The 16213-nt window shown below is 60.7% G+C and carries 14 protein-coding genes, 3 tRNA genes and 1 pseudogene; 14 read left to right on the top strand and 4 right to left on the bottom strand.

The genetic code is table 11. From position 1 onward, the window contains the following. The first annotated feature begins 95 nt into the window (after positions 1–95). The 4 genes from CK911_RS02095 (at position 96) to CK911_RS02080 (ending at position 5085) form a co-directional block, all read left to right on the top strand. Positions 96–1853 (top strand): glycoside hydrolase family 9 protein, encoded by a 1758-nt coding sequence (locus CK911_RS02095; protein WP_098968815.1) that lies wholly within the window; start codon positions 96–98, stop codon positions 1851–1853. Next, complete coding sequence (locus CK911_RS02090) at positions 1846–2718, top strand: BadF/BadG/BcrA/BcrD ATPase family protein (protein WP_098968814.1); 873 nt, start codon at positions 1846–1848, stop codon at positions 2716–2718. Before CK911_RS02095 ends, CK911_RS02090 begins: the two co-directional genes overlap by 8 nt. Beyond that, complete coding sequence (locus CK911_RS02085; RefSeq protein ID WP_098968813.1) at positions 2703–4583, top strand: beta-N-acetylhexosaminidase; 1881 nt, start codon at positions 2703–2705, stop codon at positions 4581–4583. Before CK911_RS02090 ends, CK911_RS02085 begins: the two co-directional genes overlap by 16 nt. A gap of 157 nt (positions 4584–4740) precedes the next feature. Continuing rightward, positions 4741–5085 carry an MGMT family protein gene (locus tag CK911_RS02080; RefSeq protein ID WP_098968812.1) on the top strand — a complete coding sequence of 115 codons (345 nt, stop codon included), beginning with the start codon at positions 4741–4743 and terminating at the stop codon, positions 5083–5085. 16 nt (positions 5086–5101) lie between these two features. On the opposite strand, the gene CK911_RS21310 is transcribed toward CK911_RS02080, so the two are convergent. Next, the gene (locus tag CK911_RS21310; protein WP_162850141.1) at positions 5102–5266 is read right to left on the bottom strand and encodes a hypothetical protein; all 165 of its coding nucleotides are present in this window, start codon (positions 5264–5266) and stop codon (positions 5102–5104) included. Positions 5267–5374: 108 nt separating this feature from the next. Then, on the bottom strand, positions 5375–7996 hold the full coding sequence (gene topA / locus CK911_RS02075) for a type I DNA topoisomerase (protein ID WP_098968811.1): 2622 nt from the start codon (positions 7994–7996) through the stop codon (positions 5375–5377). Between the two features lie 356 nt (positions 7997–8352). Between topA and astB the strand changes: the two genes are divergently transcribed. The 8 genes and pseudogenes from astB to CK911_RS21465 all read left to right on the top strand — a co-directional run. Then, the gene (astB, locus tag CK911_RS02070; protein WP_098968810.1) at positions 8353–9690 is read left to right on the top strand and encodes an N-succinylarginine dihydrolase; all 1338 of its coding nucleotides are present in this window, start codon (positions 8353–8355) and stop codon (positions 9688–9690) included. Positions 9691–9923: 233 nt separating this feature from the next. Then, positions 9924–10008 (top strand) — tRNA-Tyr (locus tag CK911_RS02065). Positions 10009–10047: 39 nt separating this feature from the next. After that, positions 10048–10132, top strand: a tRNA-Tyr gene (locus tag CK911_RS02060). 44 nt (positions 10133–10176) lie between these two features. After that, a tRNA-Tyr gene (locus CK911_RS02055) sits at positions 10177–10261 on the top strand. Between the two features lie 146 nt (positions 10262–10407). Next, positions 10408–10698: a hypothetical protein gene (locus CK911_RS02050; RefSeq protein ID WP_098968809.1), complete on the top strand. Its 291-nt coding sequence runs from the start codon at positions 10408–10410 to the stop codon at positions 10696–10698. 278 nt (positions 10699–10976) lie between these two features. Beyond that, positions 10977–12338, top strand: a complete 1362-nt coding sequence (yegQ, locus tag CK911_RS02045; protein WP_042020596.1) for a tRNA 5-hydroxyuridine modification protein YegQ — start codon at positions 10977–10979, stop codon at positions 12336–12338. Between the two features lies 1 nt (position 12339). Beyond that, on the top strand, positions 12340–12588 hold the full coding sequence (locus CK911_RS02040) for a YfhL family 4Fe-4S dicluster ferredoxin (protein WP_042020594.1): 249 nt from the start codon (positions 12340–12342) through the stop codon (positions 12586–12588). Positions 12589–12612: 24 nt separating this feature from the next. Further along, positions 12613–12696 (top strand): annotated as a pseudogene (locus CK911_RS21465) (ferredoxin); the annotation flags it as partial. Positions 12697–12770: 74 nt separating this feature from the next. Here the strand turns inward: CK911_RS21465 and CK911_RS02030 are convergent. Beyond that, a complete protein-coding gene (locus CK911_RS02030) occupies positions 12771–13163 on the bottom strand; it encodes a DUF1090 domain-containing protein (protein WP_098968808.1) in 393 nt (130 codons plus the stop codon). A gap of 158 nt (positions 13164–13321) precedes the next feature. On the opposite strand from CK911_RS02030, the gene CK911_RS02025 reads away from it, so the two are divergent. After that, positions 13322–13675: a DsrE/DsrF/TusD sulfur relay family protein gene (locus CK911_RS02025; RefSeq protein WP_042020592.1), complete on the top strand. Its 354-nt coding sequence runs from the start codon at positions 13322–13324 to the stop codon at positions 13673–13675. A 175-nt stretch (positions 13676–13850) separates the two neighbouring features. Then, positions 13851–14933 (top strand): diguanylate cyclase, encoded by a 1083-nt coding sequence (locus CK911_RS02020; RefSeq protein WP_042020591.1) that lies wholly within the window; start codon positions 13851–13853, stop codon positions 14931–14933. A gap of 34 nt (positions 14934–14967) precedes the next feature. On the opposite strand, the gene CK911_RS02015 is transcribed toward CK911_RS02020, so the two are convergent. Next, positions 14968–16191 (bottom strand): MFS transporter, encoded by a 1224-nt coding sequence (locus tag CK911_RS02015; RefSeq protein ID WP_098968807.1) that lies wholly within the window; start codon positions 16189–16191, stop codon positions 14968–14970. Between the last annotated feature and the right edge of the window lie 22 nt (positions 16192–16213).

Genomic DNA, 16213 nt, shown 5'->3' with positions numbered 1-16213 from the left:
CGGACAGCCCTGTCCGGCCATGCCTCGATACGGGGCGGCCACAGCCCCGTGATGTGCCTCACCGTCCGTCGGTGAACCACAGGAGTAAGAAGTTGATGGAACTCTTGATCAATCAGGTGGGCTACGAGTGCGACGGGCACAAGGTCGCCCTGCTGCAAACCTCCCACGCCCATGATCTCGGCGGCTATGTCAGGCTGCTGCGCCAGGATGATGGCCAGATCCTGTTTGAAACCCCACTGCAAGCGGCTGGCAGCGTCCCCGGCTGGCAGGGCCGAGCTTATTGGCGCGCCGACTTCTCCGCCTTCAAGGAGCCCGGCCACTATCGGCTGGAGGCGATCACTGCCCCCATAGGCGCAGCCGCTACGGAGCAGCGCATTGTCCGCTCTACCCGCTTTGCCATCGGCCAGGATCTGCTGGCCAGTCGCTGCCTCTCCGATGTCATTCACTACTTCAAGGGCCAGCGCGCCAGCGGCACCTTCGATCGGGCCGACCGCAGCGCCCGCCTGTTTGGCACCGACCAGCACAAAGATGTGCACGGCGGCTGGTTCGATGCCAGCGGCGACATGAGCAAGTACCTGAGCCACCTCTCCTACGCCAACTACCTCAACCCCCAGCAGACCCCCATGGTGGTGTGGGCCCTGCTCAAGTGCCGCGAACTGCTGGCCCCGCGCCGCGATATCGACGGGGTGAACCTCTGCAAGCGGCTCAATGACGAGGCGCTGCATGGCGCCGATTTCCTCTGCCGGATGCAGGATGAGTCGGGCTTCTTCTTCATGACCCTGTTCGACAAGTGGAGCAAGGATCCGGAGCAGCGCGAGCTGTGCGCCTATGCCACCCAACAGGGGATCAAGTCTGCCAACTGGCAGGCCGGTTTCCGCCAAGGGGGCGGCATGGCCATCGCCGCGCTGGCCCGCGCCGCCCGCGAGAGCGTCAGCGGCGACTTCGATGCCAGCCGCTATGCCGAAGCGGCCAAACGCGGCTACCAGCACCTGTGCGAGCACAACCTCGCCTATCTGGACGATGGTTGCGAAAACATCATCGACGACTACTGCGCCCTGCTGGCGGCGGTGGAGCTGACCCGCACCTTCGGCGCCGAGTGGCTGACCGAGGCTAGAGCCCGCGCCAGCAAACTGTGCGCTCGCCAGCGCATTCATCCGGAGCTGGGTCACTACTGGTCGGCCAACGAGGATGGCTCGCGCCCCTACTACCACGCCGCCGAAGCGGGCCTGCCGGTGCTAGCGCTGCTGGAATATTTAGGCGTAGAGTCGGATCAGGGGCACAAGGCTCAGGTGCAAACCGTGGTGGAGCAGGCACTGGCCGCCGAGCTGGCGCTGTGCGCCCGGGCGGGCAACCCCTTCTCCCTCGCCCGCCAATATGTCAAAGGGGTGGATGAAGCGCCGCGCGTCAGCTTCTTTATCCCCCACCACAACGAATCGGGTTACTGGTGGCAGGGGGAGAACGCCCGCCTCGCGTCGCTGGCGACCATGGCCTTTGCCGCCGCTCACCACTTCCCCCGCCAGAGCCAGCCGCTGAACACGTATGGCCAGCGCCAGCTCGACTGGATCCTCGGGCAAAACCCGTTCAACGCCTGCATGCTGGCGGGCCACGGCATCAACAACCCCGCCTATACCGCCGGTTATCCCAATGCGCAGGGGGGCATCTGCAACGGCATCACCGCCGGATTCGATGACGAAAATGAGGTGGCCTTTATCCCGCAGGAGTACAAGGATCGACTGGATCAGAACTGGCGCTGGGGTGAGCAGTGGATCCCCCACGCCGCCTGGTTTGCTCTGGCCATCAGCTGGCAAAGTGCCCTGAGTGCTCGAAATGAGCAGGGAGGTCGCCATGATTGAGTACTGGGTCGGGGTCGATGGCGGGGGCACCCACACCCGCGCCCGCATTCGGGATCGGGCGGGCAAGCTGCTCGGCGAGGGGCGCGCCGCCGGCTCCAATCTGGAGCTGGGTATTGCCCACGCCCACGCCAATGTGCTGGCCGCCATCGCCAGCGCCCGGATCACTGCCGGGCTCGGAATAGAGTGCGAACAACAGATGGGTGTCGGGCTGGCGCTCGCCTCCGCCGAGCTGGCCGACTGCTACCACGCCATGCTCGCCATGCCCTTCCCCTTTGCCAGCGTCAAGCTCACCTCCGATGCCTTCGGTGCCTGCCTCGGCGCCTTTGGTGGCCGTGAAGGAGCCATTCTGATCGCCGGTACCGGTTCGGCGGGGCTGGTCTATCAGGATGGGCAGATCCGCACCTGCTCCGGCCGCGGCTTCCCTATTTCAGACATAGGCAGCGGCGCCTGGCTGGGGCTGCGCGCCATCCAGCAATCCCTGCTCTGCCACGACGGCATTCTGCCCCCCAGCACCCTGGCGGTGCGGCTGCTTGATCGCTTCAAGCGGGATCAGGCGGAGGTGGTGCGCTGGGCCGCCCGCGCCATTCCGGCGGACTATGGCCACTTTGCCCCCTGGGTGTTCGATGCCGCCAGCGATGGTGACGAGCTCGCCAACCAGCTGCTGGACGAAACCTGCGAACAGCTGCGGATCCTGCTGGAGGGGATGACCCAGCTCGGTGCCAGACAAATCGCCCTGCTGGGGGGAATTGGCACCCGCCTCGCTCCCCGTCTCGGCCAGCTCAACCTGATCCCCCCCCAGGCAGATGCACTCGATGGTGCCATCCTGTTTGCCCAATCAGAGGATTTTCCATGTCTACACCCCTGATCCACACCCAGGTCGCCCGACGTGACGGCGAGGATGTCTGGTTCACCTTCGCCTTGTCCAGCTTGCCGGGCACCCGGTGGAAGCTGCACTTCTGTCTGGCCCGCCATATCGACCCCGACTCTTTGCAAGGGGGCGAGCTGGAGCGCCAAAGCGGCAGCTACAAAGTGATTGTCCCGAACGCTGGCAGCTGCGAGCTGCGCTTTTGCTGCCGCCAGACCCCCATCAAGAAGCTCTCCGACATGCCGCAGGGGTTCTTTCTCAGCTTGCCGGAAGCCACTACCGGCGCCCAGCTGCTGCCGGTGACGCTGGCAGCGCAGGAGCTCGGGCTGGAAAACCCGCCGGTCACCCGCCCCGACCTGCCTGAGGTCGACCCCCAGTGCGACGAACCTCTCTACGGCATAGTGCCGCAACCAGCCCATCTGGTGCTGCTGGAGGGGAACTTCCGACTGGCCGAACGGGCCCATGTCAGCGCCCCCCGCGATGTGCCGAAGCTGCTGGCCCACTTCAACGAGCTGACATCGCTGGCGCTGGAGCAGGATCACGACGCTGAAATCCGGCTGACCGAGGCCAAACTGGCCCCCGAAGCCTACCATCTCACCATCACGCCGCAGGAGGTGGTGATTGCCGCCGCCGACGACGCGGGCTGGCGTCATGGGCTGGTAACCCTGGCCCAGTGGTATCTGCAACATGGCGAGAGCCTGCCCTGCGTCAGGCTGGAGGATGCCCCGCGCTTTGGCTTTCGCGGCATTTTTCTCGACTGCGCCCGCCACTTCCACACCCCGGCAACCATCAAGCGCCTGCTCAAGCTGATGAGTCTCTACAAGTTCAACCGCTTCCACTGGCACCTGACCGATGACGAGGGGTGGCGCATCGAGATCAAGGCCTTCCCGGCGCTGACCGACGTGGGCGCCTGGCGCGGCCACGATCTGGCGATCGGCCCCCAGCTTAGCGGCGGCGCCGAACCCTATGGCGGCTACTACACCCAGAGCGAGGTGAAGGAGCTGGTGAGCTATGCCGGTGAACTCGGCATCACCGTCATTCCCGAGATCGACATTCCGGGCCACTGCCACGCCGCCATCAAGGCGCTGCCCGAGCTGCTAGTGGAAACGGCGGATCACTCCCGCTACCTCTCGGTCCAGCATTTCGATGACAACGTGCTCAACCCCGCCCTGCCCGGCACCTACCGCTTTCTGGAGGCGGTGCTGGACGAAGTATGCGAGCTCTTCCCCGGCCCGCAGATCCACATGGGGGGAGATGAAGTTCCAAGCGGAGTCTGGACCGACAGCCCCGCCTGCCAGCAGTTGATGGCCGAGCAGGGCTACTCCGACTGCCGCGAGCTGCAGGGTCATCTGCTGCGCCACTGCCAGCGCTATCTAGCCGACAAGGGCAAGTGGATGATCGGCTGGGAGGAGATCCTGCACGGCGACAAGGTGAGCCGCAACGCTGCTGTCTGTGCCTGGACCAGCTTCCAGGCGGGGCTGGATGCCGCAGCGGCCGGTTATCCGGTGGTGATGGCGCCCGCCCAGTCCCTCTATCTGGATCTGGCCTGGAGCCAGGACATTCATGAACCCGGCCTCTACTGGGCGGGGACCCTCAATCTGGAGCAGGTCTATGCGTGCGATCCTGCGCCAGCCGATTTCCATGCCAACGATAACATCCTCGGGGTGTTGAGCCCCTTGTGGTCAGAATTGATCACCTCTCGTGATCGTCTCGACTACATGTTGTTCCCGCGCATGCTGGCCACGGCCGAGGTGGCTTGGAGCGATCCTGCCCACAAGGGCTGGGATCACTTCGCCGCCCGCCTGCCGGGCCAGCTGCAGATCCTCGATCAGTTGCAGGTGCGCTACCGGATGCCACAGAGGTAATGTTGTCTCTACTTTGGCGGCCGCTTGGCCGCCTTTTTTCATTTCAGCCCCCGCCAGCCCCTGATGTCCGATATTCCGCCCCCTCCCCGCACTCTTGCTCCCGGCCCCGCCAAGAGGCCACAATGGCCCATCCGTACCACCGTAATAACAGGCATCCATGTTTCACCCCTCCCATGAAAAAGTGGCAAGAATCGAGGCGATCATCGCCCTGATCCCGGCGGGCAAGGTGGTCAGTTATGGTCAGGTGGCCGATCTGGCCGGGCTGCCCGGACGGGCAAGACTGGTGGGCAAGGTATTGCGGGAAACCGACAAGGTACTGCCGTGGCATCGGGTATTGGGCGCCGCGGGCACTATCTCGTTACCCAAAGGGTCGCAAGGCTTTGCCGAGCAGACGGGACGATTGCAACAAGAGGGGGTGCCGGTGATCGGCGGGCGGGTCAGCATGAAGGAGTGGCAATGGCAGCCCGACTTGGCCGAGCTGCTTTTTCTACTGCCGTTTTGAGGGGGTCACTGCCGGATCACTCCAGCGGCGCCAGGATCTCGTCACTGCGCACCTGCACCGGTATGGTCTCGTCCTCGCGCTGCAGCAGCACCAGCAGGCTCTGCCGGTCCACCTCCAGCACATAGGCTGCACCTTCCCGGGTCATGCAGCTCATGCCCGGCCGGATCTCGTTAATCTCCATCTCAACCTCCTTGTGTACTTCGCGATTGACGACAGCTGCACTCCTTGCAGCTGTCTCAGTATACCGCTATCCATAAGCAAAGAGGCCCCTTGTCGGGGCCTCTTTTCATCACGCTTTCTTCGGCTTGGGCAAGCTCTGTTGCCAGGTGCCGTTGTCGTAGTGCGCGGTCCAACCGGTCGCCTTGCCGTTGACCTCGCTCATCACGTACTGCTCCTTGGTCTTGCGACTGAAGCGCACGATGGCGGGGTTGCCATCCGGATCGGTGAGCGGGGCACCGGCCAGATACTTGTGCTTGGCAGAGATGCGATCCTTGAAGCGTTGCAGCTCTTCCACCAGCGGCGCGCGAGTCTCGCGGGATTTGGGGAAGTTGCTGGCAGCCAGGAACAGACCGGCCGCACCGTCACGCAGCACGAAGTAAGCATCGGACTGGGTGCACTTGAGCTCAGGCAGCGGCACCGGATCCTCCTTCGGCGGCGCGATGTCACCGTTTTTCAGGATCTTGCGGGTGTTCTTGCAGGTTTCGTTGGTGCAACCCATGTACTTGCCGAAACGGCCGTTCTTGAGCTGCATCTCGCTACCGCAACGGTCGCACTCGATGCTCGGCCCTTCGTAGCCCTTGAGCTTGAACTGGCCTTTTTCGATTTCGTAGCCATCGCAGTCAGGGTTGCGACCACAGACGTGCAGCTTGCGGCTGTCATCGATGATGTAGGCATCCATCGCGGTGCCGCAGACTTCGCAGCGGTGCTTGGCGCGCAGCGCTTCGGTTTCCGCCTCATCCCCGTCGGTGGTGGAGACAAACTCGTCGGCGGAGACCAGGTTGATGGTCTTCTTGCAACGCTCTTTCGGCGGCAGGGCATAACCGGAACAGCCGAGGAACACGCCGGTAGTGGCGGTACGGATCCCCATCTTGCGGCTGCAATCCGGGCAATCTATATCGGTCATCACCATCTGGTTGGCACGCATGCCGCCCTCTTCTGATGACTTGTCCGCTTTTTCCAGCTCTTGAGTAAACTCGGCGTAGAAGCTGTCCAGCACCTGCTTCCACTCCAGGCTCCCTTCAGCAACGCCATCGAGCTTGTCTTCCATCTTGGCGGTGAACTCGTAGTTCATCAGCTCGACGAAGTTTTCCACCAGACGATCGGTGACAATCTCACCCATCTTCTCGGCGAAGAAGCGGCGGCTCTCGACCCGCACATAACCACGATCGACGATGGTGGAGATGATGGAAGCGTAAGTGGAAGGACGGCCGATGCCACGTTTTTCCAGCTCGCGAACCAGCGCCGCTTCGGTAAAGCGTGCAGGCGGCTTGGTGAAGTGCTGGCGCGGATCCAGCTTGACCAGTTTCAACACCTCGCCCACGGTCACCGCAGGCAGCTGGCTGTCGTCGCCTTTGCGCCCCATCGGCGGCAGCGCCTTGGTCCAACCAGCGAAGCGCAAGATACGGCCACGGGCCTTGAGCTCGAACTCACCGGCCTTGACGGTCAGGGTAGAGGAGTCGTACTGAGCCGGGGTCATCTGACAGGCGACAAACTGACGCCAGATGAGATCGTACAGACGCATGGCATCCGGTTCCATCCCTTCGAGCATCTCAGCCGTGACCAGCACGCTGGAGGGACGGATCGCCTCGTGCGCTTCCTGGGCTCCCGCCTTGGCACCATAGAGCAGCGGTTCAGCGGGCAGATAGGCTGCGCCATACTGCTCGCCGATATATTCACGCAGCGCTTCGACCGCCTCTTTGCTGAGGTTGGTGGAGTCAGTACGCATGTAGGTGATGTAACCCGCCTCATAGAGACGCTGGGCCATCATCATGGTCTTCTTCACCCCGAAGCTCAGGCGGGTAGAGGCAGCCTGCTGCAAGGTGGAGGTAATGAACGGCGCGGACGGCTTGGAACCGGTCGGCTTGTCTTCCCGGTTCACCACCTTGTAATCGACCCCTTCCAGGGCTGCGACCGCGGCGAAGGTTTCGGCCTGGGTCACCGGCTTGAAGTCGGCACCATTGCGGCTAACCACTTCCATACGCAGGGCAGACTGCTCGCCGGTCAGCAGGTCGGCATTGAGATCCCAAAACTCGACCGGCACGAACGCCTTGATTTCACGCTCTTTATCAACGATGAGGCGCACCGCTACGGACTGCACCCGACCCGCAGACAGACCGCGGGCCAGCTTTTTCCACAACAGCGGAGAGACCATGTAACCCACCACCCGATCGAGGAAACGACGGGCCTGCTGGGCATTGACACGGTGGATGTTCAGCTCGGATGGCTGAGCAAACGCCTCCTGGATGGCGCTCTTGGTGATCTCGTTGAACACCACCCGCTTATAGCGGCTGTCGTCACCTCCGATGATCTCGCGCAGGTGCCAGGCGATCGCCTCTCCTTCTCTATCCAAGTCGGTTGCGAGATAGATGATGTCAGCTTTTTCAGCCAACGCTTGCAACTCGCTGACCACCTTCTCCTTGCCGGGCAAAATCTGGTAGTTAGCCTGCCAGCCAGCGGTCGGATTGATACCCATCCGGGCGAACAGAGCCTTGCGATCCTTGGCAGCCTTCTCGGTTTCGCTCAACTTGATGCCGCGAATGACAGGTTTCTTGGGCTCGGTGCTGGCGCTGCCACTGGTGGGCAGATCGCGAACATGACCGACGCTGGATTTCACCACGTAGTCCTTGCCCAGATATTTGTTGATCGTCTTGGCCTTGGCCGGAGACTCCACTATGACCAGTGATTTGCCCATGCTGTAACTATTATCCTCATTGCACCCGACGGGGTTGGTGTGCGGTTTTGTGGGGCTGTATAAGAGATTTGGCGCGAAAAAGCAATCTTGTGAGCAAATTTGCCTGACCAGCCCGAACCGCATTACATCTTTTATTGCGTCTTTATTTATTAATGCGAAGGCTGCGGGCCAGACGCAACCGCTTTTTCATTTTTCTGCCATACCGCCCCTCTTTTTATATCTGAAACGACATAAAAGCGGCCGCTAGTTACCGGCTTGTTACAAAAAAATAAAATCTCCTTATAATGGCCCAACCCCGACGCAGCACGCGCGGAAGGAACCGCAACCTCTCATAAAAATCGAAAAGGATGTACTCAATGAAGCACTTCGAGGTCAATTTCGACGGTCTGGTCGGCCCGACCCATAACTACGCCGGACTCTCTTACGGCAACGTTGCCTCCCAGAGCAATGCCCAGGAAGCCTCCAATCCGAAAGAGGCCGCCAAACAGGGGCTGCGCAAGATGAAGGCGCTGACCGACCTTGGCATGACCCAGGGAATTCTGGCGCCGCAGGAGCGCCCCGATCTGGCCACCCTGCGCCGCCTCGGCTTCACCGGCAACGATGCCCGGGTGCTGGAGCAGGCCGCCAAACAGGCTCCCGCCGTGCTGGCCGCCTGCTATTCGGCCTCCAGCATGTGGACCGCCAATGCCGCCACTGTCTCCCCCAGTGCCGATACCCGGGATGGCCGCATTCACTTCACCCCCGCCAACCTGACCAACAAATTTCACCGATCCCTCGAGCCGGATGTCACCGGCCGGATCCTGCGCGCGGTGTTCAACAACGATCGCCACTTCAGCCACCACCTCCACCTGCCGGAAAATGATCATTTCGGCGACGAGGGGGCTGCCAACCACACCCGGCTCTGCCGCGCCTATGGCGAAGCGGGGGTCGAGCTGTTCGTCTATGGCCGCAGTGCCTTCGACCACTCCCGCCCGGCGCCGAAGCGCTACCCGGCTCGCCAGACCCTGGAAGCGAGCCAGGCCATCGCCCGCCTGCACGGCCTTGGCGAGGAGAGCGTGGTGTTTATCCAGCAAAACCCGGAGGTAATCGATCAGGGGGTGTTTCACAACGACGTGATCGCGGTGGGCAACCAGAACGTGCTGTTCTTCCATCAGCAGGCTTTCCTATCCACCGATGAGGTACTGGCCGAGATCAGCGGCAAGTTTGGCGAAGGAGATCTGCACTTTATCGAAGTGCCGACCGCCGAGGTATCCGTGCTGGATGCGGTGAAATCCTACCTGTTCAACACCCAGATCCTCACCCTGCCGAGCGGCGAGATGGCCATCATCGCCCCTACCGAGTGCCGCGACAATCCGGCGGTCTCGGCCTATCTCGACAAGCTGCTGACCTTGGGCACGCCGATCAAGGCTGTGCACTACATGGATGTAAAACAGAGCATGCGCAATGGCGGTGGCCCGGCCTGCCTGCGGCTGCGGGTTGCCATGAACGACGCCGAGCTCGCCGCCGTCAATCCGGCCTGCCTTATCAACGACCGCCAGTTCACCCGCCTCGACAACTGGGTCGATCGCCACTACCGCGACCGTCTGAGCCTCGATGACCTGCGGGATCCGTCACTGGTGCAGGAGTCCCGCAGCTCGCTGGACGAGCTGACCCAGATCCTCAAACTTGGATCCATCTATCCCTTCCAGCGTTGATCCCGGGATCTCCACCGGGGCTACCCATCGGGTAGCCCCGGTGCACGTTACCCCTCTCACCGCCCATTACCCCATGCCGCTGTTGCGCAGAAAATCAGCTTACAACTAGCTGATAAGTTTGAATTTTGAGCTTGCTGTATCAAAAAACAACGAACAGTCATTTTTTACTGTCATATCAGCCTGTCAGGGGTTCACAAACGCTGGGGATCTGCTAGTATGCGCCTCGCACTTGGGGAGGGGTTCCCGAGCGGCCAAAGGGATCAGACTGTAAATCTGACGGCTCTGCCTTCGAAGGTTCGAATCCTTCTCCCTCCACCATTCAAGTGCAAAAGTAGTGACAATCAGGAAATACTCCGTGGAGGGGTTCCCGAGCGGCCAAAGGGATCAGACTGTAAATCTGACGGCTCTGCCTTCGAAGGTTCGAATCCTTCTCCCTCCACCATTTTCCAGATTGATATGGCCGAATTACATATGCTTTACCCCTGTGGAGGGGTTCCCGAGCGGCCAAAGGGATCAGACTGTAAATCTGACGGCTCTGCCTTCGAAGGTTCGAATCCTTCTCCCTCCACCATCATTCAAGAAAACCCGGCCTCGCGCCGGGTTTTCGCTTTCTGCGCCTCTCATCACGACACTCCCGCCCTCCTTGTCAGATCTGACAGTTGCACGTGCATCCGATATCGCTGATTGTGGCAGCATCAACATCAGAGTATTCACATCATGTTTGAAGTTTGGGACGAGCATGGCCATGCAACCGGTCTGACACTGCTGGCGCTCAAAGTCAGAGTAAGCAACGACTATCAGGGCGAGCTGATGGTGCGCTACAGCAACAAGCTGGGGCTCCCCACGACCCTCTTTCTGACCATCCATCAAGGTGTTGCCTATCAGCGCTTCAAAGCCGGCTCGCCAAAACTGGACTGGGAGTGGCTGGCCACCGCAGGCAATGGCCACAGCCCCCGCAATTTTATGAGTGAACAGTTCCCCGAATTTCAACTCGTACCGGGTAATTGAACACCGGCAACGCCCGCTCAATCATCACCACACATTGCCAAAAACTGATTTTCCATTCCGGTTACATTCCTGCCAAATTGCATGATGACGTGGGGGCGAGTACAATCTCGCACCCCGAATATCTGGTGCACCTTCTGTAGATAGGCCCCGGATATGCCGTCATCGGGTCGCGCGGCATTGAGCCTCCTCTCGGAGGGTCATCTTGCACCGCTACTCAACCACTACGATGCCATCAGGTGGCATCGTCCTGATTTGCAATCAGATATAAAGAGTCCGCCATGTTTAAACCAGAATTGCTCTCCCCCGCAGGTTCCCTCAAGAACATGCGTTACGCCTATGCCTATGGCGCCGATGCCGTCTATGCCGGCCAACCCCGCTACAGCCTGCGGGTGCGCAACAACGAATTCGATCACGAAAACCTGCAACTGGGCATCAACGAAGCCCATGCGCTGGGCAAGCAGTTCTATGTGGTGGCCAACATCCAGCCCCACAACTCCAAGCTCAAAACCTTTATCCGCGACATGCGCCCTGTGGTGGAGATGAAGCCGGATGCGCTGATCATGTCCGACCCCGGTCTCATCATGATGATGCGCGAAGCCTTCCCGGATATGCCGGTTCACCTCTCGGTGCAAGCCAACGCGGTCAACTGGGCCACGGTGAAGTTCTGGCATCAGATGGGCCTGACCCGCGCCATTCTCTCCCGCGAGCTGTCGCTGGACGAGATCGAAGAGATCCGCATGCAGGTGCCGGAGATGGAGCTGGAAGTGTTCGTCCATGGCGCTCTGTGCATGGCCTACTCCGGCCGCTGCCTGCTCTCCGGCTATATCAACAAGCGTGATCCTAACCAGGGCACCTGCACCAACTCCTGCCGCTGGGAGTACAAGGTGCACGAAGGTAAAGAAGATGACGTGGGCCAGATCGTCCACCGTCAGGAGCCCATCGCCATTCGCCCGGACAACACCCTGGGCCTTGGCAAACCGACCGATGCGCTGGTGCTGCTGGAAGAGTCCAACCGCCCGGGCGAGTACATGAGCGCGTTCGAGGACGAGCACGGCACCTACATCATGAACTCCAAGGATCTGCGCGCGGTCGAGCACGTTGAGCGACTGACCAAGATGGGCGTTCACTCGCTGAAAATCGAAGGCCGCACCAAATCCTTCTACTACTGCGCCCGTACTGCTCAGGTCTATCGCAAGGCCATCGACGATGCGGTGGCTGGCCGTCCGTTCGACCGCAGTCTGATGGGCACCCTCGAAAATCTGGCCCACCGCGGCTACACCGAGGGCTTCCTGCGCCGTCACAACCACAGCGAGTACCAGAACTACGACTACGGCTACTCCGTCTCCGACACCCAGCAGTTTGTCGGCGAGATCACCGGTCGTAACGGCGACATGGTCGAGGTCGAGGTGAAGAACAAGTTCCTGGTGGGCAACAGCCTGGAGCTGATGACCCCGCAGGGCAACCTCAGCTTCAATCTGGAGCAGATGCAGAACCGCAAGGGCGAGCTGATTGATACCGCGCCGGGCAACGGTCACGTGGTCTATGTGCCGGTGCCGAAAGAAGTAGACGTCAACTTCGGCATCCTGCTGCGCAATCTCGGCGAGCGTCAGGATACCCGTCAGCCTCATTCGGCCGCTTGAAATGTCACTGCTCATCACCGACAAGTGCATCAACTGTGACATGTGCGATCCCGAGTGCCCCAACCAGGCCATCACGCTTGGCGAGGAGATCTACGAGATCGACCCCAGTCGCTGCACCGAGTGCGTCGGTCACTATGAGAAACCGACCTGTATCAGCGTCTGCCCTATCGATTGCATCATCTGGGATCCCGCTCATGTGGAAACGGAAGATCAGCTGATGGAGAAGTTTGTGCGGATGCACCGGCAGTAACTCCGGCATCAGCGCCTGCTCTACATGGACTGCATCTTCCGGGATCCCGCCCATGTGAAAACCGACGATCAGCTGATGGAGAAGTTTGTGCGGATGCACCGGCAGTAGCGGATGCACAGAGAGTAAAACGAAAAAAGGCCGAGCAATCGGCCTTTTTTGATCCTGCGTTCAGTGGCAGGCCATCACTTACCGACCAGCCGGATCAACTGATCCAGCTCGCGCTGGGCCTCCAGCATTCTGGTCTGGGACTCCTCCAGCTTGGCCTGCTGCTTGGCAATTTTCTCCGGCTTGCCACTCACTCTTGCCTCCTGCAACTCGAGCAGACGCTCGTCCACCTCGCCACGCAGCTTGTGAACCCGCTCTTTCTGTTCCTTGAGCAGCCCCTCGTCGGTGCAGTTGGCCTTGATATTGCGCGCGGCCTGCTCCAGCCCGGCAGTCTGCCCGGCATTGTTATGTGCTTTGGCAAACACCAGCTGGTCGTTGACGGCCTGCAGATGCGCCTTGCAACCGACCGCTTCACTGCCAGAGGCCTGACCCGCCAACAGCAGCAACCCTATTCCCACCACTTTCCACATCTCGATTCACCCGGTCATGTTTGCGAACTGACAATAAGAACCGCGTTCCGCCCACGGGTCAAGCAAGCAGGGAAAAGGTGCGACAGAAGTTGTGCAACATCACGCAATCGTCACCCGATTGGTTCTACAATGACGCTTTTTAGGATCAGGAGTCTCTTATGAATCAACAGATTGTGGTGATTGCCAACGGCGCACCCTACGGCAGCGAATCCCTGTTCAACGCCCTGCGTCTCGCTATCGCCCTTAACGAACAGGGTGGCGCCAGCCTGAAGTTGTTCCTGATGTCCGATGCGGTGAACGCGGCACTGGCCGGTCAGGCTCCGGCTGAAGGGTACAACCTGCGCCAGATGCTGGAGATCCTGCTGGCTCAAGGGGTCACCATCCGCCTGTGCAAGACCTGCACCGATGCCCGTGGCATCACAGCCCTGCCGCTGATCGAGGGGATTGAGGTCGGTACCCTGCCGATGCTGGCCCAGTGGACCCTGGCCGCCGACAAGGTGCTGACCTTCTGATCACAACCTCCTGATCTCTTGCCTCTTTAGCCCTCATCTGACCCTCCATGTCCCCCGCCACGCGGGGGCATTGCGCGCGCCGCCAGTCTCACTGACTACACTATCAATTGAGACTCTTTCTTGCTTGTCCCACCTCACGGACAGCGTAATGCCCAGTCATAGACCGAGGACGACGATGAATCCGACCGAACAGACCCTGCTTGAACAGATGAGGATCACCGAATTCGAGATTGCCCATCGCAAGGAGTTATTGCTGCTCAATGAACAGGATGTAGTACGGCTGGCAAGCTATTGCAGCAAGATAGAACCACGGATCGATGCCCTGGTCGATCGCTTCTACCAGCAACAGACGGCCATCACCGAAATCGCCCTGCTGATCGGGGATGCCGACACCCTCATCCGGTTACGCACCGCGCAACGGCGTTATGTGCTCGATCTCTTCAGCGGCCATTACGATCTGGAGTACGTCAACAACCGGCTGCGGATCGGGCTGGTTCACAAGCGGATCGGGGTCGAACCCAAGCTCTATCTGGCCGCCATCAACACCCTCAAGGCCCTGCTGATCGAGGATATTTTCGAGCAGATCCACGATGAACCGGAGCGCCTCGTCATGCTGGCCGCACTGGACAAGCTCTTTCTGTTTGACATCACCCTGGTCTTCGAAACCTACATTCGCAGTCTGGTGTCGGAAATAGAGTCCTCCAGAGAGAAGTCAGAGAACTATGCCAAGAGTCTGGAGCAGAAAGTACGCGAACGGACCAGGCAGCTGGAGGAGCTGAACCGCACCGATGCCCTGACCGGATTGCTCAACGTTCGCCACCTCAACGAGCTGTTGCTGTTGAGCCTGCGCACCTGTCAGCGCCGTGCCGAACCCATGACCCTCGCCTATCTCGATATCGACAACTTCAAGCAAATCAACGATACCGAAGGACACCAGCGCGGCGACGAGATCCTGCGTATCGTCGGCCACTGCATCCGTCAGGTCTTTCGCGCCGAAGACAGCTGCTTTCGTTATGGCGGAGACGAGTTCTGCCTGATCCTGCCCAACTGCAACGAGAGTCAGGCGCGGGATATCTATCTCAAACGATTGGTCAACACCGTCAAGGAACAGTTGGGCAATCTCACCCTCAGCATCGGCATAGTGCAGACCGGGCCGGAGCACTACGACGACGGGCTAAACCTGATCCGGCTGGCAGACGAGAGGATGTACGCAGCCAAGAAAGCGCTCAAAGAAAAGACACCGGGTAGCACTCACTGAACATTCAGCATCAAGGATCCCTGCGTTAACCGGGTCAGTTCCGCTCCACCACAGACGTGGCCGCAGCGGGACGCTGTACTCTGGCCCCCCACTCATAAAGCGCAAAAATCGCCACACAGAGCAGCGCCATCAGCACATAGAGCAGCTGGCCGCTCCACTGCTCGAGGATCCAGCCTCCCAGTAGGGCGCCTGCAGCCCCTCCCAACCCGGCCAGCGCGCTGGCACCAAAGTAGCTCCCCTTGAGATGGGCGGGGGCCATCTGGTCGATCAGTACGTTGAGCAGTGGGAACAGGATGGTCTCGCCGATGCTGAGCAACAGCACGGCGCCAAACCAGTGGCTGCGCACCGTCGGGTCTCCCAGCGCGAAGAGCAGCTGGGCCGCCAGAAACAGCGCCATACCGATATGAAGCCGCACCCGCACCGGCCAGCGCGACAGCAACCGCAGCAGCGGAAATTGCAGCAGCACCACGGTCAGGGCATTGGTCGCCACCAGCAGGGCAATCAGCTCGGCCACCTGCGGCATGCCAGCCCGGGTCAGATATTGCACCAGCGGCGAGTGAAACTGGGAGTAAACCAGCACCATCAACAGGTTGGCCATCACCAGCAGCAGGAAGGCGCGATCCGCCAGCAACACCTTGATGGCATCCCGCAGCCCGGGGCCAGCCGTCCCTGGCTTGCCTTCTCTGCCGGCTTTGCGAAATCCCCAACCAAAGGCCAGCGCCAGCAGCAGATAACTCACCACCAGAAACAGGAAGGTCTCCTGCTGGGCGTTGATCCCGAGGGTCACCCCGAGCAACGGCCCCAGCGCGGCCCCCAGGTTGAGCAGAAAATAGCGCAGATGCAGTGCCAGCTCTCGCGCCTTGGCCGAGGCCAGACTGTCGGCCATCAGCGCCTTGCCGGGGGCATCGATGAGCCCCGACGAGAGGCCGCTGCCCATCACCCCGATCCCGAGCCAGAACACAGTGTGCGAAAAACCGAGCAGGCCGAAACAGAGCATCGCCACCAGACAACCGACCAGCAGTATGCTGCGCCGCCCGAAGCGATCAGAGAGCCAGCCGCCGTAAAAACTCACCAGAGTGGAGAGGGCCATCGAGCCCCCCAGCAACAGGCCGATGAAGGTGGCCGACAGGTCATACTCCCGATAGAGCAAAATGGAGAGGAAGGGCCACACCATGTAGTAGCTGGTGCGCACCATGAAGGTGCCTAGAATGACGATCCAGACCAGCGGGGTAAAGTGCCTGAAGGTGCTCCATAACATAGCTCTGCTCCATGACCCCGCA

Origin of the sequence: Aeromonas sp. CU5, assembly GCF_002586745.1 — a bacterium.
Taxonomy (GTDB): domain Bacteria; phylum Pseudomonadota; class Gammaproteobacteria; order Enterobacterales; family Aeromonadaceae; genus Aeromonas; species Aeromonas sobria.
Note: the sequence above shows the minus strand (reverse complement) of the source record. Positions and strands in the feature narration are given on the sequence as shown.